The 18,305-nt window shown below is 65.3% G+C and carries 20 protein-coding genes and 1 pseudogene; 6 read left to right on the forward strand and 15 right to left on the reverse strand.

Translation table 11 applies throughout. The features are described 5' to 3' along the window. Positions 1-30: 30 nt before the first annotated feature. On the reverse strand, positions 31-567 hold the full coding sequence (locus KV396_RS09990; protein WP_247955619.1) for a TetR/AcrR family transcriptional regulator: 537 nt from the start codon (positions 565-567) through the stop codon (positions 31-33). 293 nt (positions 568-860) lie between these two features. Between KV396_RS09990 and KV396_RS09995 the strand changes: the two genes are divergently transcribed. Continuing rightward, entirely contained in the window at positions 861-2,309 is a 1,449-nt protein-coding gene (locus tag KV396_RS09995; protein ID WP_247955620.1) for an MFS transporter, read from the forward strand. Between the two features lie 273 nt (positions 2,310-2,582). Here the strand turns inward: KV396_RS09995 and KV396_RS10000 are convergent, their stop codons facing one another. The 7 genes from KV396_RS10000 to KV396_RS16825 all read right to left on the reverse strand — a co-directional run bounded on the left by KV396_RS10000 (position 2,583) and on the right by KV396_RS16825 (position 9,225). After that, positions 2,583-3,044, reverse strand: coding sequence for a hypothetical protein (locus KV396_RS10000; protein ID WP_247955621.1), 462 nt, complete (start codon positions 3,042-3,044; stop codon positions 2,583-2,585). A gap of 180 nt (positions 3,045-3,224) precedes the next feature. Continuing rightward, positions 3,225-3,896 carry a response regulator transcription factor gene (locus tag KV396_RS10005; RefSeq protein ID WP_247955622.1) on the reverse strand — a complete coding sequence of 224 codons (672 nt, stop codon included), beginning with the start codon at positions 3,894-3,896 and terminating at the stop codon, positions 3,225-3,227. After that, positions 3,877-5,055, reverse strand: coding sequence for a sensor histidine kinase (locus tag KV396_RS10010; RefSeq protein ID WP_247955623.1), 1,179 nt, complete (start codon positions 5,053-5,055; stop codon positions 3,877-3,879). Before KV396_RS10010 ends, KV396_RS10005 begins: the two co-directional genes overlap by 20 nt. Positions 5,056-5,068: 13 nt before the next feature. Next, positions 5,069-5,881: an ABC transporter permease gene (locus KV396_RS10015; protein ID WP_247955624.1), complete on the reverse strand. Its 813-nt coding sequence runs from the start codon at positions 5,879-5,881 to the stop codon at positions 5,069-5,071. Beyond that, entirely contained in the window at positions 5,878-6,795 is a 918-nt protein-coding gene (locus KV396_RS10020) for an ATP-binding cassette domain-containing protein (RefSeq protein ID WP_247957580.1), read from the reverse strand. The genes KV396_RS10015 and KV396_RS10020 overlap by 4 nt, the downstream gene beginning before the upstream one ends. 168 nt (positions 6,796-6,963) lie before the next feature. After that, positions 6,964-8,226, reverse strand: a complete 1,263-nt coding sequence (locus KV396_RS10025; protein WP_247955625.1) for an MFS transporter — start codon at positions 8,224-8,226, stop codon at positions 6,964-6,966. A gap of 177 nt (positions 8,227-8,403) precedes the next feature. After that, complete coding sequence (locus tag KV396_RS16825; RefSeq protein ID WP_407665504.1) at positions 8,404-9,225, reverse strand: siderophore-interacting protein; 822 nt, start codon at positions 9,223-9,225, stop codon at positions 8,404-8,406. Between the two features lie 149 nt (positions 9,226-9,374). Here KV396_RS16825 and KV396_RS10035 point away from each other — a divergent pair, with 149 nt between their 5' ends. The 4 genes from KV396_RS10035 to KV396_RS10050 all read left to right on the forward strand — a co-directional run bounded on the left by KV396_RS10035 (position 9,375) and on the right by KV396_RS10050 (position 14,434). Beyond that, entirely contained in the window at positions 9,375-9,968 is a 594-nt protein-coding gene (locus KV396_RS10035) for a TetR/AcrR family transcriptional regulator C-terminal domain-containing protein (protein ID WP_247955627.1), read from the forward strand. 624 nt (positions 9,969-10,592) lie between these two features. Next, positions 10,593-13,172 carry a fibronectin type III domain-containing protein gene (locus KV396_RS10040; protein WP_247955628.1) on the forward strand — a complete coding sequence of 860 codons (2,580 nt, stop codon included), beginning with the start codon at positions 10,593-10,595 and terminating at the stop codon, positions 13,170-13,172. Between the two features lie 67 nt (positions 13,173-13,239). Continuing rightward, positions 13,240-13,875: a type 1 periplasmic-binding domain-containing protein gene (locus KV396_RS10045; protein WP_247955629.1), complete on the forward strand. Its 636-nt coding sequence runs from the start codon at positions 13,240-13,242 to the stop codon at positions 13,873-13,875. A 55-nt stretch (positions 13,876-13,930) separates the two neighbouring features. Beyond that, positions 13,931-14,434, forward strand: a complete 504-nt coding sequence (locus tag KV396_RS10050; protein WP_247955630.1) for a hypothetical protein — start codon at positions 13,931-13,933, stop codon at positions 14,432-14,434. A 19-nt stretch (positions 14,435-14,453) separates the two neighbouring features. Here the strand turns inward: KV396_RS10050 and KV396_RS10055 are convergent, their stop codons facing one another. The 5 genes and pseudogenes from KV396_RS10055 to KV396_RS16835 form a co-directional block, all read right to left on the reverse strand. Further along, a complete protein-coding gene (locus KV396_RS10055) occupies positions 14,454-15,269 on the reverse strand; it encodes a suppressor of fused domain protein (RefSeq protein ID WP_247955631.1) in 816 nt (271 codons plus the stop codon). Between the two features lie 50 nt (positions 15,270-15,319). Then, positions 15,320-15,724, reverse strand: coding sequence for a PIN domain-containing protein (locus KV396_RS10060; RefSeq protein ID WP_247955632.1), 405 nt, complete (start codon positions 15,722-15,724; stop codon positions 15,320-15,322). After that, a complete protein-coding gene (locus KV396_RS10065) occupies positions 15,721-15,936 on the reverse strand; it encodes a type II toxin-antitoxin system VapB family antitoxin (RefSeq protein WP_247632855.1) in 216 nt (71 codons plus the stop codon). The genes KV396_RS10060 and KV396_RS10065 overlap by 4 nt, the downstream gene beginning before the upstream one ends. A 50-nt stretch (positions 15,937-15,986) precedes the next feature. Continuing rightward, positions 15,987-16,574, reverse strand: coding sequence for a fatty acid desaturase family protein (locus KV396_RS16830; protein ID WP_407665505.1), 588 nt, complete (start codon positions 16,572-16,574; stop codon positions 15,987-15,989). Then, a pseudogene (locus KV396_RS16835) lies at positions 16,558-16,896 on the reverse strand (fatty acid desaturase family protein); the annotation flags it as partial. The pseudogene KV396_RS16835 and the gene KV396_RS16830, both read right to left, overlap by 17 nt. On the opposite strand from KV396_RS16835, the gene KV396_RS10075 reads away from it, so the two are divergent. Further along, positions 16,807-17,115 carry a hypothetical protein gene (locus tag KV396_RS10075; protein ID WP_247957616.1) on the forward strand — a complete coding sequence of 103 codons (309 nt, stop codon included), beginning with the start codon at positions 16,807-16,809 and terminating at the stop codon, positions 17,113-17,115. The pseudogene KV396_RS16835 and the gene KV396_RS10075 sit on opposite strands and share 90 nt — an antisense overlap. On the opposite strand, the gene KV396_RS10080 is transcribed toward KV396_RS10075, so the two are convergent. After that, positions 17,112-17,633, reverse strand: a complete 522-nt coding sequence (locus KV396_RS10080; RefSeq protein WP_247623315.1) for a hypothetical protein — start codon at positions 17,631-17,633, stop codon at positions 17,112-17,114. The two genes, KV396_RS10075 and KV396_RS10080, sit on opposite strands and share 4 nt — an antisense overlap. Positions 17,634-17,718: 85 nt before the next feature. Then, positions 17,719-18,225, reverse strand: coding sequence for a hypothetical protein (locus KV396_RS10085; protein ID WP_247632852.1), 507 nt, complete (start codon positions 18,223-18,225; stop codon positions 17,719-17,721). Between the last annotated feature and the right edge of the window lie 80 nt (positions 18,226-18,305).

Below are 18,305 nucleotides of genomic sequence, written 5' to 3' on the forward strand. Positions count from 1 at the left end.
GTTCTACGAGGTTCGCGAAGGTTCAGACGCTCAATCGACGTGGTCGCGCCACAAACCGGCGACGACGAGTTCCACGATCGCCTGCGCATCCTCAGGGAGGAAAGGGCGCTCTCGGCGCAGGACGAACCACTGCACGGGACCGATGAGCATCATATTGACAAAGGGGGCCTCCGCAGGGGGCAGCTGTCCAGCCTCTGTCGCCCGGTCGAGACGTCGCTGCAGTTCGCCGGTGCGGCGATCCAGGAGTTCTACTCCCACATGGTGAAGCCCATCGTTCCCATCGGTGCGGCGTAGGAGGATCTGGAGCACCGCGCGACCGGCAGGCGTGATGGACGCCTCGGCGAAGGATTGCAGGAAGGTCGTGAGGTCACGGACGATATCGCCGGTGTTCTCGATCTGCACAGTTGTCTCGGCGAAGTGTGTAAGTACGTCGCGGAAGAGATCGTCGCGGTTCGGCCACCGTCGATAGACCGTCGCGCGCCCGACCTGTGCGCGGGAAGCGAGTTCCTCGTATTGGAGACCGTCGATACCGCTCTCGGCGACGATCTCGAGCGCCGCCGCTCGCAACCGCTCCGTGACAAGTCGAGTGCGCCCTCCGGGGCGCCGCGCACGCAAGTCATCAACCGTCATGAGGCCACCTTGTCTTCCGATGCCTCTCAGCGCAACCGCGAGCTGCAGCCGCCGAGCGACATCAGCCGATGTTAGTCGTTTCATTCATCATCGGCTCCTCGAGCGAACATTCCTTCAACAACCAGGCTTCGTGCGACTGTTTCCTGCGTCGCCTACCGGTGGCAACATCGCACTCCCACAATGTCCAGAACATTCGCGACGTCCTGTCGCGCCTACTCCCGGAGTGAGCCATGACACAGAATCCCGCCAGTGCGATACGCCTCAACGAACGAGAACACGATGGATGGAGCGGACGCCTCGTCTGGTGGGTCGCGATCCTCATCGTCGCGAACACCCTTGTCGACACCGTGATCGTCGCTCCCTTGCTCGTGCTGCCGCAGATGGCCGAGTTCTTCGGCACGGATCAGAGCGCCTGGCTCAACGCGAGCGCCGTTCTGGCGGGGGCGATGTGGGCACCGCTCTTGGGCAAGAGCGCCGATATCTACGGCAAGCGCCGCGTCCTCGTGCTCGCGCTGCTCGCCGGCGGTGTCGGCGCTCTCATCTGCCTCGTCGCTCCGAACATCGGGATCTTTTTGCTCGGTCGTGTCATCCAGGGCACGGCGGTGGGCTCGGTCTTCATCACCGTCGTTTACATCCGACAAATGTTCCCCACCCGGGTCGGCATGACGTCCGTCGGTATCGTCACCTCCGGCTCGGCGATCCTTGGAATCGCGTCGCCCTTCCTCTTCGAAGCGGTCGTCAAGGCATTCGACTTCCGCGCGGTGTTCGTCGTGTCCGCTACCCTCGCGTTCGTAGCGGCGATCTCGGTGCGCGTGTTCCTGCCCGAGTCGCCCGTTCATGCTCGCAGTCGACTCGATGTGCTTGGCGCCATACTGCTCGGGTTGGGTCTCGCAGGTGTTCTGGCCTACATCAGCCTGGGGCCCACCGCAGGATGGACGAACGCCGGACTGGTGGTCATACTTCTGATCGGCGTCACGCTTCTGACGGCCTGGGTGTTCTCTGCACTGCGCACCCCACAACCTGTGGTCGATCTGCGCCGGCTGACGCGGCCGATGGTTGCGATGCTCTTGGTCGTCGTGCTCGGCACCGGGGCATACCAAGCGCTGCTGCAGCTGATGGGCCTGATCGGACAGACGCCGCCCGAGGCCGGCCTCGGCTACGGTCTCGCCGGAGAATCGAGCTCACTCGGTTTCATGTTCGCGCTCCCCGCACTGGGCGCGGCGATCGGAGGAATCTTTGCCGGCTGGCTCGGCGCCCGCATCGGCCCTGCACGCACGCTCGCCGGCGGTGCCTTCATCGGCCTGGGATCGGGTTTCGGCCTCCTCTTGTCCACTGGGTCCTTCCTCCCCGCGGCCATCTGCGCCGGCCTGCTCGGACTGACTGCCGGAGCGCTCGTCACCTCCGGCTTCAACCTCGCGACCACGCTCGTGCCGGAGGAGAGACAGGGCGTCGTCGCTTCGCTCGTGCAGGTGATGCTCGGCGTCGGGTCTGTCGTGATGAACATCGTCGGTGGGAGTATCCTGAGCGCCACCACGATTCCTGACAGCTCGGGACCGTCGGCAGCCGGGGTGAACATGTACATCATTGTGATGCTTGGCGCGTTCGCTGTCGCAACCGCGATCGCCGTGGGGTTATCTCGACACATCCGCTGGACGACCCGGACGGACAGCTCTCACTGAGTCCAGCACCCGAGTTCTTCGTGCGGCGCTATTCAGCTCTAGGGACGCGGCGTTGCATCCATAACTGTCGGCAACGCGAACGGCGCGATCTATCCGGGATCCGAACAGAAAAGCGCTGCGCAACCCGGTCCTCGTCACCGAAAGGGGGCGAGGACCGTGAACGATGCTTTCCGACCTCAGCTGGGCGATCGCGGCGTCCCGGATGGTGTCGGCGGCGTGGCAGTACTCGGAGCAAAACATGGGGTGAGATCCGTTCACGAATCTCACCGGCAGCTAGTGCGTAAGTAGCACCTTCACGATGCCTATTGCTAGAGCAACAAAAGCCAGAGCCACGCCAGCCCAGAGAGCCCTAAGCGTGAGAGCCACACCACTGAACCGCTGCATGAACAGTCCGACGAACCCGATGCGTACGGCGAGGATGAGGATCGAGGATGTCTGCACCCATATAGGTGGCACCCATCCCAGCCACGCCACAAGGTAAAGCGCGGCTGGGATCAGTGCTGCCGTCGCAATGGGGCGGGCCGTCGCGAGTACCTCGCGCACGACCTCGCGACTAGCTGGATGCTCCGATTCGTCGACACCCTGCCCGAGACCGTGGGAGACGACGTGTGCGAGTACGTGAGCAAGGAATGTCAGAAAGCCGGTGGCCAGCACCGCACCAACTGCTGCCCCATGGCGAATCTGCTCGGGACCCACTGCGATGGCGGCGCTCAAAACGGTGATGTTCCCGTACACATAAGACGAGAGCCATTCACGTGCCCGCCCTACCGGGATATTTGTTCGCTGATGACGATCTCGGTGATGCTTGCGGTCTCGACCGTGGATATCGTTCTGCCTGTCGCGAGGACGGAATCGCATGTGGATAGTTCCTTTCTGGGATGGGTCACGTACTCGCGGCGGAGACGAGGATGCGGGCTAGTGCTTAGCGGAGCCAGGTGCGAGCCCCGCGTGAAACGCCAGAATCACCGCCTGGACGCGGTCGCGGGCGCCGATCTTGTTGAAAATCCGTCCTACGTTGCTCTTCACGGTCGATTCCGCGAGGTGCAGCGTCGCAGCGATCTCGGAGTTCGTAGCTCCGCGCGCGATCTCGACGAAGATCTCATGCTCACGGGCGCTCAGCCGCGTAGTGGCGGCTTTTGCTGACAAGTTCTGTGGCTCCTGTTGGGATAGCCCACCCGCCAAGCGCGAGAGCAGGCGCCTTGTCGCACTCGGTGCGATCACGGCATCACCTGCCGCTACGGAGCGGATGGCCGAAAGGATATCGCCAGGCTCCGAGTCTTTCGTCAGGAATCCGCTCGCTCCGGCTTCCAGCCCCTCGATCACATACTCGTCGAGATCGAAGGTCGTTAGGAGAAGCACCCGGGCCTCGGGAACATCCGCGACGATCTGTCTGGTCGCCTCGATCCCATCCATACCGGGCATCCGTACGTCCATGACGACAATGTCGGGACGCAGACGGAGCGCTTGGCGGACCGCATCCGCACCATCCACCGCCTCACCCACGACCTCGAGCCCGTCTTGCCCGGTGAGGAACATCCGCATGCCCATCCGGTGCAGCGCTTGGTCATCAACGAGAAGTACTTTCATCGAATTCACCGCCCTCGTTCGGGATCACCGCTCTGACCAGCCAGCCGGCGGCGGTCGCACCTGCGTGGAACACGCCCCCGAGCGCGTCGACACGTTCCCTCATGCCGACGAGACCGTGGCCATCGGTCGACACCGCGGGTTGACCTGCGCCAGGCACGGCGCCGCGGTCCGCGATTGATACAACCACTTCTTGAGCGCTAACGACGACACGCACCCTGACGGCGGTGCCTTCTCCGCCGTGACGCAGCGAGTTCGTGAGCGCCTCCTGGATGATGCGATACACCGCCAACTGGTGAGCTCGCGGCAACCTATGGAGGTCGCCGCGACGTTCGTCATCGATTTGGAGACCTGCGCTTCGCACCGTGTCGATCAAGGCGCTCAGGCGAGAGAGGTCCGGTTGAGGCGACAGTGGGGCGGGAGCATCACTATCGCCTGAGCGCAGAAGCCGAAGGACTTGCCGTAGTTGACTGACTGATGCCCGGCTCACCTGGCCTATGGCGGCGAAGGTGCGTTCCGCTTCGTTTGGCGACGACCGCAAGACGTTCTGTCCACCCGCGGCCAAAGACGCGATGACAGATAGGTCGTGCCCGATGAGGTCGTGCATCTCGCGAGAGATCCGCGACCGTTCTTCTGCCGCGGCTTCTCGCGCGACGTCAGCGCGGCGCCGCTGTTGCGCCTCCCGGGTACTGCGCAACTGCCTTCCCGCAAGGAGCGTGGCCGCGCTCATCGCGACAACTGGCAGCATTGCCGCGCCCCGTTCACCGAGCGCGAGCATCCCGGGCGAGGCTGCGCCCGCGAACGCGACGAGAGCCAAGATACCGATCAGCGCCGCGCTAGCCGCGAGCGCGCCAGACCGCCTTAGCCCTACGTGGTACAGGAGGACCCAGATCGCGAGGTACCCCCAGGGCGAAGGCTCCCCGATGAGTGCACTCGCCACGCCGCCAATGGTGAGCGCGGCGGTTGCCACGACGAGGGCGGCGAACGGAGCCCGGCGACGAAAGGCGACAGCGCCGCAGGCGGCGAACAGGAACGGCGCCCCGGCGGGTGACAGACCCGCCGAGGCGCTCGTACATGCGAGGGCAATCAGGATGGTGAGCGCAGCGTCCCAAACCAGAGGATGCGCAGTGTCGAAGGCACGTAGTCCCTCTCGTCGTGTCACGCTCACCCTCCGCTTAGCCGTCGAACTTCTTCAAGCGCCACCATGCCAGGCCGCCGAGGGCAGTCAACCACGTCAAGAGGATGATGATCGCCGTAGCGGCCCCGTATGGTTCCGTGCTCATCCCACCGGATCGCATGATGTTGATCGCTGCAAGCGGCATGTAGTCGGTAATGCTGGACAAGGGCTCGGGGAGGAACGCCGGCAGGATTTGGGGTCCCATTTGGAACAGGCCGAAGTACAGGCAGATCGCTCCCGCAGCGTTGCGCAATAGCCACCCCAGCAGCACGCCGAACAAAGCCCCGTAAGGCAACATGAGCGTGCCGCCAAGCACTCCCCACCACATCTCCGGAGCGAAGAGAGACATCCCCACGGCCGATGGAACCGTCCCCATCGCCTGGAGCAGCAGATAGAGGAGGACGGTGGTGGCGAAGGCGAGGATTGTGGAGATCCCGGTGACGACTGCAGCTTTCGCAAGCATCACGCCTGTGCGGCGGGGCGCGGTGGTCAGACTCGTGCGGATCGAGCCGCTTGCATATTCGGTGGAAACGCTGAGTACGCCAAAAACGACAAGCACAAGCATTCCGGCCGGATAGATACCTGTCCAGCCGAACGGGATGTGTCCTGCGTCGGCACCTCCCAGGGTCGTGCCGTCGATGATCATGTAGGAACAGAGCCCGATCGTCAGCGCGAAGGCGGCCGCCAACGTCACCCAGAGCGATCGAATTGTCCATAGTTTGCGCCATTCAGACCGCAGCAGTCCGACGCCGGTGATGCGCTCGCGGTCACGCGCTGCGGAAAAGGTTGGGACGGTGACTGCGGTCATCATGCTGCGGCCTCCTCCTGGGACGAGTACTCGACCGCGTTTCGGGTGATCTGCATGAATGCCTCCTCGAGTGACGCCCTTTCTGCGGATAGGGCGTACAGCGTGGCTCCCTGACCTGCCGCGATATGGCCGACTTCCCGAGCCGAGAAGCCGCTGATGAAGAGAGTGTCCTCGCCTGACCGTCGAACCTCGACCCCGGATCGTTGGATCACATCAGCGAGACGCGACGCATCAGGACTCACGACGCGTGTGGTCTCCGGCGCCACTGACTCGATGACATCTTCGACGGTTCCCGCCGCGAGCAGGCGGCCTTGCCCGATCACGACGAGGTCCTTCGCGATCAAGGAGAGCTCGCTCATTAGATGTGAGGAAAGAAATACGGTTCGCCCCTCAGCGGCAAGTCGTACCAGGAGATGACGGAGCCAGAGCACCCCATCTGGATCGAGGCCGTTCACCGGTTCGTCGAGCACGAGAGTGGCCGGGTCCCCCAGAAGAGCCGTGGCGATGCCGAGCCGTTGGCTCATGCCCAACGAGAACCCACCCGCTCGTTTGTTTGCGACGGCTCCGAGGCCCACCATCTCGAGGACCTCGATTGCCCTTGCGCGGGCGATGTTATGTGTCTCGGCGACGACGAGGAGATGGTTGAGGGCGGTGCGCCCGGGATTCACCGCCCTCGCGTCGAGCATCACGCCAAGGTGGCGAATTGGGTCGGGAAGGTCTTGATACCGGCGTCCGCCGACGGTGATACGACCATCTGTGGGTCGGTCGAGACCGACGAGCATGCGCATAGTGGTGGATTTGCCCGCCCCGTTAGGCCCGAGGAAGCCCGTGACGACGCCCGGACGAACGGTGAAGGTGAGGTTATCGACGACGGTCTTCTCGCCGTACCTTTTGGTGAGGTGGTGACTGGTGATCATGTCATCAATCCTGTTCTCTGCCTGTTCGCTCGACATCTCACTGCGGTACCGTGCACTACCTCCCGTGGTACCCCTCCGGCATCCTCATGTCACAGTCGACTGAGGCTCGCCGGGCACCAAACTGCGCGAGCCAACGCACCCCATAGGCACGGGGGAATAGGCGCTAGTTCAGTGCGGTGTCCGGATTTTGTTTCCGATAAACCGTCTTCTTCCGCTGAGGTATCCGAGGATGGCGAGGATGAAGCCGATGACGACCAACCCCGCCACTATGGCTGTCCAGCCACCAGTTGCGTCATGGAGAGCACCGAAAGCAAGTGGGCCAGCGGCTGCGATGAGATAGCCGAGGGTCTGTGCCATCCCTGACAGGCTCGCAGCTTGGCCATGGTGCATGGTGCGCAGCCCGAAGAAAGATAGCGCAAGGACGACATTCACCCCCGCGGCGAACCCCAGCATGCAGACCCACATAGTGGCAAACTGCGGAACAGCAGAGATCCCAATGAGCCCGGCGGCGATGAGCAACGGGCCTACGACCGCGAGTAGACGCTGGTCTCGCATTCTGGGGATAACGACGGAGCAGACGAGACTGGCAAACACGCCGAGCGCGTTCAGGACAAACTGGTGGACATTGATCTCGGAGGCCGGGATGCCCGCGTCGGCCTCGATGGAGGGCAACCAGGTGATGAGGCTGTAGAAGATCAGCGACTGTAGACCCATGAACAAGGTCACTTGCCAACCAAGCAGGCTCGACCAAGGCGAACGCCACGCAGCGTGATGAGTTTTCGGAAGCTCGAGCGTGATGTCTTCCTCGACCGGGGTGAGCACGGTTCGCCTGCGCAACTGCGGTGCGAAGATGCCGAGGCTGAGAATCGCGAGCCCGGCCCACATGCCCAGAGGGAGTCTCCATCCGAGCGCAGTCACCCCAGCGAGCGGAGCTGCAACTCCCGCTGCTACAGCGGCGAACGTCGCTTGCACGGCAGAGTAACCGCCCGTGACTTGCGCGATCTTGTCGGGGAAGTCACGTTTAATGAGAGCTGGAAGAACGACGTTGAGAATCGCGATGGAAACCCCGATGATGATCGTCCCTATCCACAGGAGCAGTAACGGCGGAGTCGAACGAATGATGAGCCCCGCCGCGAGCAGGAGCAGACTGACGCCGATCGTACGTTCGAGCCCGAGGCGATGTGCAATGCGCGGAGCGATGGGCGACACTACCGCGAACGACACCAGCGGCAGGCTGATCAGGGCCGATGAGAGCAGAGCACTGATCTGGGTGGAGCGCGCGATCTCAGGGAGAACCGGCCCGACCGTGGTGATGGCCGCGCGAAGGTTGCCCGCAACAAGAAGGACGCCAATCAGTACTAGCAACGCTGACGGGCGAACACGCACCCGCCGCAGACGAGCAGGTATGGGCAGAGTGTCCGTGTTAAGCATGTTTTCTTTCGTAATCTGAGATGCGTGAAGGTCGAGGCTCTCGGTCAACGCGCCGAGCACGCTGTGAGGCCATGCAGATCGTCCGAGCCCCCTTCGGCTGTCGAACGGGTGTCTGCAGCATCGACGAGGCCCTCGGTGAACCGCGTCGATCCGCAGCGAAGGGAGGATGGCCAAGCGCTATTGATGTTTCCAATAGCTCCCCGCGTGGATAGCACCGCGCGGCACGCCGGCCCGGCGTAGGCGCGTAACGAGCGTGTGTGCGAAAGAGCGTTCCCCGGCGATGCCGACCAGGTCAGGAACACGCGGGAGTCCGCCAGCGAGCACGCTCGCTGCGAACTCCTCGCCGGACGCTCGCTGCTCGCCACCCATCGGAACAGAGATGACCGAGACGTGATCTCCAGGCCCTTGCTCTGCTGCCGCTACCTCCACGCGAGGAACATAGAGCGTTGTTGGCACCGATGGCGGGGTCTCTGCCGCAACAGCGAGAGCTGCGGAGGCGCCAGCCTCGTCAGCGATAAGCAACTGCCACCGGGTTTGGGTAGGGACATGGTAACGGCGACCATTGTCGATGACATCGACTACGGAGCCGAGTGGTGCACCTCCCGCCCAGGTGCCAAGCGGACTCTCGCCGTGGATAAGGATGTCGAAGTCGATCTCGAGCGCGTGCGAGCGATACCCGCTGACCGTTAGTCGGCGACGGAGCGGACGGCTGAGTGCAGCGGCGAACCCCCAATGAGTGGCAACGCTCCACGGGTCTGTGGGCATTGGCGCGATGTACCGCCAGGCTTCTTCCTCAGGCCAGGGGATCAGCAGTGTGCAACGCTGATCCCCACCTTGGTAGCGGAAGCCTTCGAGACCAAACCCGCCCAGCGTCACACGAAGCACACGCTTCGTGATCAGACGACGCTCGATGAGCGTCAATTTGTGTTTGCGCCTTGGCTGGAAGAGCGCATCCCATCCGAAGGCAAGTCGGCCATCACCGCGGCAGTTTGAAGACATGGAGTTCAGCTTTCTTGGCAGGCAGCTTCAGTAGAGCACTTGATTAGGGGACCCTAACACTAACTTGATTAGGTTACCCTAATTCAAGTAGCTGATCTACACCAACCAAGGAGCAGACTGTGCCATCACGCAGACACAGCCGTGAGGACGTGATCAATGCCGCACTGGAACTTCTGAACGAAGATGGACTCGACGCGGTCACCATCCGCGAAGTAGCCAGACGCATGCGGGTCAATGTGAACACGGTGTCGTTCCAGGTCGGGACCAAAGCGCACCTGCTTGGTCTGATGTCAGACGCGGTGTTAGCCAACCTCTCGCTGGACGGCCTACCCACCGACGGGTTTCAGCGGGTCGAGGAGGCCCTCCGCCGATACCGATCGACCCTGCTGATGTACCGCGACGGTGCCCGATTGACCGCGGGAAACACTCCTTTCGAGGAGCACACACGGCAGTTCGCTGAGAAGCTTGTCGCCGCACTCGTCATGGCGGGCGTGCCTGACACAGAGAGTGTGCGCGGCATGTGGGCATTGTTCTACTTCTTGCTCGGGATCACTCAAGAACAACAGGCCGCGCAAGCTCACGCCTCGGAAGAGCCTCTGCCCGCCAGCACCTTCCCGACTCTTCACCGCCTCCACTCAGAGGTGTTCTCTGCAGACTTTGATGCACGCTACGAGTTCGGCGTCGTCGCCATCCTGGCCCATCTTCGCCGAGCCAGTAGTGGCCGACGAGGAGCGCTTCGCTAGCGGCGTCGACGAGGCGGGGATGAGGTCTAGACGCGTTCAAGCTGAGCGCTTGTCTACGACGGTGTTGCCAGGGGGTCACGTTTTGCCCCGCTGCGGCACGGATACCCCGCAGCGCCACTTCGACGAAGCGAGTAGGCGCAGTGTGTTCCGAACCCGGCGAGTGAGCGTTCAGGGCAAACTCGTCATCACGACCTCAGTCTGAGAGCCGCGCACGCTCCGACGTCCAGTGAACGCTCACAGAAGCACGCCGCCAAGCCTCGCGATCCACAGCCTTGGCTATCTCTCGCGCAGCGGCAACCCACACTGCTAGAGGTGACTGGCTCCAAGGGCCCGTGAGTAGGCAAGGATTGTCGATCGTCTTCGTGGCCGAAATTCTGACAAGTGTCATGAGACAAATCGCTTCATGTGCCGGCTTATGCGGTCCCGGAAACTCGCGGGTTCTGTGTCTCACCAACTGACAACTGTTGTGAGATCGGACAAGAATATCGGCGCCGACGCGCCCGGAAACCCTCCGTCTGTTCGGTGTTCACCGAACGGATGCCGCGTGGACAGGAGCAGGGCCCGCGGCATCCCTAGCCTGACCGGACACCCCCTCTCGAGACTCTTCAAGGAGTGCCCTTCCGCATGTCTGTTCCGTCCCCCGCCCGTCGGCGCGTCTGCGCCGCGATCCTCGCCGCGACGTTGGCCTCCGGCGCCGTCGTCGCGCTCGGGGGCTCTGCCGCCACCGCGGCAGAGCTGCCCGACACCTTCCTGAGCACGGCCGCGACCACGTGGCACTACTCCGACGACAACACCGACCCCGCCGCCGGGTCCCCCGATCGTCTGGTCTGGACGCAGGCTGGCTTCGATGACTCCGCGTGGAAGACCGCGGCCGGCGCGTTCGGCGCGAAGAACGGCCAGCCAACCGGAATCGGCTCGGGCTTCCCCATCAACACCCTGCTGAACCAGTACATCGCCGGCACGACGGACGACGTCCCGACCTTCCACTTCCGCACGGCGGTCGACATCGACGCCAAGCAGCTGGAGGCCATCGACGGTCTCTCGGCAACTCTCACCTACGACGACGCCGTGCAGGTCTTCGTGAACGGCGAGAAGGTCGCCGGATTCGTCGACGAGAAGGTCGAAGCGGCGCCCGAAGCGCAGCGCAACCTCATGTACGCGGGGAACAGTGGCGGCGACCCCGTCACCTCGACCTTCACGATCGACGCCGACGACCTCGTCGCCGGTGAGAACACGATCGCCGTCGCGCTCTACCAGGACCGCATCACGAGCTCGGACATCTACTTCGACTTCCAGAGCCTCACCCCGATGATCGCGGGCGTGGAGCCGGTCGCTTCGTACGACGACGTGGTCCTCACGATCGGCGCCGACGAGTCGACCCGCAACGTGACCTGGTACACGAACGTCGACACCGCGCAGTCGCTGCAGTACGCGCCCGGCACCGACGCGACCTCGTTCCCGGCATCCGGCATCACGACCGTCCCGGCCACCGGCGGCCTGACGAGCAGCAACGAGTACAACCGTCGCGCCGCCCTCCAGGGGCTCGCCGAGAACACCACCTACCTGTACCGCGTGGGATCCGAAGCGGGCGGCTGGTCGGACGTGAAGTCGTTCTCGACCGCATCGTTCTCGGGCGACTACGGCTTCCTCTTCTTCGGCGACCCGCAGATCGGCGCCTCCGGCAACGCGGAGCGCGACGGACAGGGCTGGGCCGACACGCTCGACATCGCCGAGCAGACCTACCCCGACAGCGAGCTGCTCTTCTCGGCCGGTGACCAGGTCAACACGGCATCCAGCGAGACCGAGTACGGCTACTACCTCGCGCCGGAGCAGCTCTCCAGCATCCCCACCGTGCCGGTCAACGGCAACCACGACGTGGGCTCGAAGGCCTACGCGCAGCACTACACCGTGCCGAACCTCGACGAGACGGCGGGCTCCGCGACCAGCGGTACCTCGTCCGGCGGCGACTACTGGTTCATGTACAAGGACGTGCTCTACGTCGTCCTCAACACGAACAGCAACGACGACCAGAGTCACATCGACTTCATGGAGAAGGTCGTCGCCGAGCACGGTGCCGACGCCAAGTGGCAGGTGCTCGCCTTCCACCACTCGATCTACTCGGTCGCCTCGCACGTGTACGACACCCAGATCGAGCGTCTGCGCAACGCGCTGCCGACTGCGATCTCGGACCTCGGCTTCGACCTCGTGCTCCAGGGCCACGACCACAGCTACACCCGCACGTACCTGATCAAGGACGGCGAGCTCGCCGACGCGACCGAGGTGCCCGGCCAGGCCGAGGTCTCGGCCGGTGAGGGCGAGGTGCTGTACGTCACCGCGAACTCCGCCAGCGGTTCGAAGTACTACGACGTGAAGGCGCCCGACGCCTGGTACGGATCGGTCATCAACCAGGAGAAGGTGCGCAACTACTCGCACGTCGAGGTCACCGACGACTCCATCACCGTCACGACGCTCCGCAGCCAGGCCAACGGCACGGCGTCGCCCGTGAACAGCGTCGTCGACGAGGTCACCCTCGTGCGCGACGACGTCACCGCTCCGGAGATCGCCTTCCCGGCGGAGTCGGAGGTCGTGCAGGGCGAGAAGTTCGACGCCCTCGCCGGCGTCACCGCCACCGATGAGCGCGACGGCGACGTCTCCGCGTCGCTCGAGGTCGAGGGCTCGGTCGACACGGACGTGCTCGGTTCCTACGACCTCGTCTACACGGCGACGGATGCCGCGGGCAACACCGCGACCGCCGAGCGCACGGTGAGCGTCGTCGAGGCTCCGGTGGTCGCCCCCGCGAAGCCGAGCGTCACGGTCTCGGGAGAGGCCGTGCAGGGTGGGAAGATCACGATCGCGGGCACCGGGTTCACCCCCGGCGACAGCGTGTCGGTCGTCGTGCACTCCGACCCCGTCGACCTCGGCTCGTTCACGGTCGCGGCCAACGGCACGCTGGCCGCGAGCTGGACGATTCCTGTGGCGTTCGAGGCCGGAGCCCACACGATCGTCGTGACCCTCCCGGACGGATCGACCGTGGAGGCGACGTTCACGATCGCGGCTGCGGCGGCGTCCGGAGCGGCCGGTTCGGACGCGCTGGCCACGACCGGTGCGGAGCTGCCGCTCGCAATCGGCGGCATCGCGCTGCTGCTGCTCGTCGTCGGCGGTGTGCTCGTCGCCCGTCGTCGCTTGGTCGCGAACCGCGACTGACCATCACGGATGCCCCGGGCCTTCGGGCTCGGGGCATCCCCGTATCTTCGACATCTCCGAGGAACTCATGAAGTCGTCTGCGTCGGCTCTCGCCCTGCTGCTCGTCGTCGTGCTCACCGGCTGCTCTCCGGTCGCCGAGGCATCGCCGTCGTCATCGATGGCGCCCACGAGCACCCCGTCGGCGAGCGCCGAAGCCTCGACACCCGTCGAGCTCGTGCCCGGCTCGACGCTCGATCGATCCGCGGTGACCGCAGCGGTGCCCGTGGGGGAGACGATCTCGATCGTGGTTCCATCCGCCCCGGGTGAAGAGGAGCGCCTGGCGCTCGCCGCCGTGCAGGACGAGGCCGCCCGTCACCGCGCCACGGTGCAGGTGCATGCGGATACCGACCCTGTCGCGTCGGTCACCACTGCTCTCGCCGATCGTCCCGACGTGATCGTCGCCATCGGTCCCGCGCTCATTGGCGCCATCGACCAGGCCTCCGCCGCCAACCTCGACGTGTCGTTCCTCGTACTCGGCACGCAACTCGCCGAGCCCACCGGAAACGTCATCGCCGTCACCTGGCCCGGAGCCGAGGAACGAGCCGTGTTCGCCGATGCCCCTGCGTCTTTCACGGGTGCCGCGACGTACGCGGGCGAGGCGCTCGGGGTCGGTCTCGCCGCCTTCGCCTCCGGACTCGACGGTCACGTCATCGCTCTCGACTGAGGGCACGACACCGACCGAGGCGCAGCCCTAAGCTCGTCGTGACGAGGGGGTCGGGATGACGAAGAAGATCGTGGTGGCAGTGCTCGCAGGGATCGGGGCGGTGCTCCTGCTCGCGGGGTGCGCCGGGCCGAGCGGCGTGGGTGCGGAACTCACGCCCACGGTGACGCCGACGGCGGCGTGCCCGCAGGTCGAGGGGGTCGAGCTTCCGCCCGAGTGCGCGCCCTACGATCCCGGGCAGGCGATGGATCTCAACGATCGGTACCGCGACCGTATGGAGATCGACAGCGCGACGCACGAGGCGAGCGCCGCCGTCGTCGAGACGCTGCGCATCGACCTCGAGGGGTTGCGCACCGCGGGCACGTTCACGGTCGACACCGTGCGGGCCGTGCTGACGGATGCCGGACTCCCCGATGCCCAGGTGCGCGAGGACTACGGCGACGTGCTCTTCGGCGTCGGGGGTGTCGACGGCGGATGCGTCTTCGGCGAGGTCACCGAGGAGGGCGTGACTGTGGACATCGGCGGCTACATCCTCGACGGCGGATGCCTGCCCGCGCAGTGAGACGTCGGCGGCCCGGGGCCTAGTCGTTTTCGAGCACGTAAGCCCCGGAGGCATCCGTGAACAGCGCCGTCTGGCCGGGAAGGGCCTGCCGGGCGAAGTCCGAGATCCATGGGAACCGGGCGAGGAACGAGTCGACCGACCACACCTCGTGGTTCGCGGAGTCGTTCATGTAGGCATCCGATTCGAGTCCGGTGACCGACTGCAGGTGCGCGCCCGTGAACGTGACCCAGCGGGGCGGATGCTCGGCGTGCAGCTTCGAGAGGAACACGGGACGGTTGCCGGCGATGCCTGCGGGGGCCGCCACGGCATCGTCACGGGTCACGTCGAGCAGCGCGTCGAGCGAGCCCGCTTCGGCGACCAGCGCCTCCCATCCGCGTGCCGCGGCGTACGCCGCCTCGGTATCGGTGAGCAGGCGCAGCGTGCGCACATGGCCGACGAGGGCACCCTCGTGCCGCACCTCGTCGAACGAGCTCCCCCACCGAGAGCCCGTCGCCATGATCGCCGTGATTCGCGTGCCCGAGAGGAAGGGCTCGGTATTGCGCCAGGGGGCGCCGACCGGAGGTACCCGGCGGTTGCGGGCGATGTCGTCGCAGACGATCTCGAGCGCGGCGAAAGCGGCCCCCTGCTGTCCGTCGATCACCTCGACCGCCAGCTCGACCTGATCACCGGTGTCGGTCGGCAGGCGTGAGGCGCCCAGAGTCATCACGGTCACCGGTCCGTCGGTCGGGCGCTTCTCGACGATGCGGACCGACCCGCCGATCAAGTCGGGGAAAGGTGCCGGCGCGACCCCCAGCGAATCGAAGACGTGTTCGGGGAAGCCGTGATCCGAGGTCATCGCCCGAGTCTTCCAGTCGCCGAGAGGCGAGGCAACGGGCGGGCGGCGGCTCAGGAGTCGACGTACTCCTGGCGGACGGCGCCATCGGTCGCCTGCTCGATGAAGCCGAAATCGCGATCGGAGTTCAGGATGATCGCCTGATTCGCGACGGCGTAGGCGGCGATGAGGCAGTCGAATGCTGCAGCGGCACGCACCAAGCCCGAATCCCAGAGCGCCTGCTGGATTGCGAGAGCATCCCGTTCCGATGGATGCTCCCACGCCGGCAACATGCCCTCCATGTCTTCACGGAGTTCGCGGTACTCCTGAGGGGTCCGCGCCGAATGGCGATATTCGAGCACCTGTGGCGGGCACGTGAGGATGAGATCCTGCGGGGCGATCTCCCGCAGCCGTCGAGCGATAGCGGCGCTCGAACCCGCTTTCTGCCAGATGCTGTTGTCGATGAGGTACGTCGTCACGACGCGGCGGGCGAGGGAGTGATCGTCGGAGCATCGATCTGGTCGGCCTCGAACCGCCGAGCGATGATGCGCTCCACGGCGGCGGGCTGTCGACGCACGGCGATGAGCGTGCGCAGGGCGAGGTCGACGGTCTCGCGGTTGGATGTCGTGCCGGCGAGTTCCTTCGCCTGACGGAGTTCCTGGGGATCGATGTCGATCGATGTGACGGTCATGTCGCCTCCTTCGCTATATAAGCGACTATATAACGAAGGTCTGTGCCCGTCTAGGTCGAGCCGATGAGGCTCCGCTGCTCGACGAGCGGGCAGGTGAAGACGTCGCGCTCGCCGAGTCCGACCCGGTTGATGTAGCGCACGACGATGGCGTACGAGGTGAGCAGGCCGACGGAGGTGTACGGCACGTCGTGCGCGCGGCAGTACTCCGCGATCATCGGCGCCGCACGGCGGAGGTGAGGGCGGGGCATCGACGGGAAGAGGTGATGCTCGATTTGATAGTTCAGCCCGCCCATCACGACGTCGAGCAGGCGAGTGCCCCGAACGTTCCGGCTCATCATGACCTGACGTCGCAGGAAGTCGAGCGTCATGTCGCGCGGCACGACCGGCATCCCCTTGTGGTTCGGAGCGAAGGCGATCCCCATGTAGAAGCCGAACAGGCCCAGCTGCACGGCCAGGAAGGCGAACGCGATGCCCGGCGACAGCACGAGGAAGACGAGCGTCAGAAAGCCTCCGAGGCGGATGCCGAGGAAAGCGATCTCGACCCATCGCCGTTCGAGACGACCGCGCGCGAACACCCGGCGGACGCCCGAGGCGTGCAGCGACAGCCCCTCGAGGAGCAGGATCGGGAAGAAGAACACCCCCCTGGTGTCCGCGCATCCAGGTGAGCACCGGACCGCGGTGCCTGGCCGCCGTCTCGGCCGTCACGGCGATGACGGGCAACTCGATGTCGGGGTCGGACCCCAGCTTGTTCGGGTTGGCGTGGTGGCGGGTGTGCTTGTGCTGCCACCAGCCGTAACTCATGCCGACGAGCAGGTCGCCGAGGATCAGGCTGATCCAGTCGTTCCAGCGCCCCGAGACGAAGATCTGCCGATGGGCGGCGTCATGGCCGAGGAAGGCGATCTGCGTGAAGACGATCGCGAGCGCGGCGGCCGTGAAGAGCTGCCACCACGACTCTCCGATCCAGACGAACGCCGCGAGGCACGCGGCGACGACCAGTGGCGCGGCGATGAGCTTCGTCCAGTAGTACCCGTATCGGCGGCGCAGCAGGCCCTGGTGGCGGACCTGCTGCGCCAGCTCGGTGAACGCGCTCGTCGCGCGCGAGGTGCCCTCGCGCGGACGGGTGCGGATGGTCTGGCGGATGTCGTCCATGACGACCTCCTTCTCCGGCGTCGCCGCTAGCTGCGGACGGCGCCTCCTTCTTCGACCCAGTCCTCGATACGGGAGTCATCGTCGGACGACCGATCGCTTCCGGAGGGAGGGGTGAACACGACCGCGTCGGCGAGCGCGGCGACCAGCGCCGCGCGCTCCTGCTCGCGGTCGGAGGCGATCTGGAATCGGTCGGCCGCCTGCGCACGGGCCGTGTGCAGGGCGGTCGTGATCTCGGCGAGCCGCTGCGCGAGCACGGAGGCGAGGCCATCGCGAAGCTCTTCCAGATTGGTGTTCGCGATCTCGAGGCGACGGTCCGCCACGTGCAGCTCGACCGTCGGGTATCCGTTCGCGGACAGGTGGTCGCGCATCTCGCTGCTCTGGATCGCATCGACCTCATCGCGATCGGCTTTGCGCGTGAACACCGCTTCGACGGTGTAGTGGTCGGGAGCGTCATCGGTCATCAGTGCGGCGGGAAGCGAACCGACGAGGACGGACCCCAGGCCCAGCAGTTCAGGGTTCTGCCCTGCGATCTTCAGTTGTGCGTTCATACCGCGACGATAGTTGCGTCGCCGCCATCACGGCAGGGCGTTGACTCCCCGGAACATGCGTGTGTGCGAATATGTCGCGCCAGGATCACCCGTGCGCGAGCACCTGCAAGCCGATGACGGCCAGGCCGAGCGCCGCCTCGGCTCCGAGTGCGACGAGGCGCTGGAACCACGTCAACGGCATCCGTCGAACCGCGATCCAGCCGATGACGATGAGCGAGGCGAGCAGGGCGATCGCGCTGGCGCGCAACGCGGCATCCGTCGACCAGGCATCGAGCCCCGCGAATCCCAGGAACACGAACGGCAGCACGACCGTGCTGAGCGCCCCGAAGCTCGACGCGAGAGCGTGCCGCAGCTCGGGCGGCGTGAAGAGCCGCTCGTGTACGACGAGGTGCGAGATCAGGTCAGCGGTGAAGACGGCGAGCAGGGTGCCCATCACCGTGACGATGAGCGTCGTCGCCGCCTCGCCGGCGCTCACGTGGCCGTGGGTCGAGAGCGTGATGACGACGGCGAGTGCGGCGAACGTGAGGTAGATCCGCTCCTTGAGGTGGGCGGCGCGGGCCGCGCGTTCGGCCTCGTCGATCTTCTCGGCCATGAGACTCCTGTCTGGCGATGTTTCCAAGCCAAGGCTAAGGCGTCGTGACGAGAGGTCGGATGTTCGGGTTGCGCATCGGC

Origin of the sequence: Microbacterium galbinum, assembly GCF_023101185.1 — a bacterium.
Taxonomy (GTDB): Bacteria; Actinomycetota; Actinomycetes; order Actinomycetales; family Microbacteriaceae; genus Microbacterium; species Microbacterium galbinum.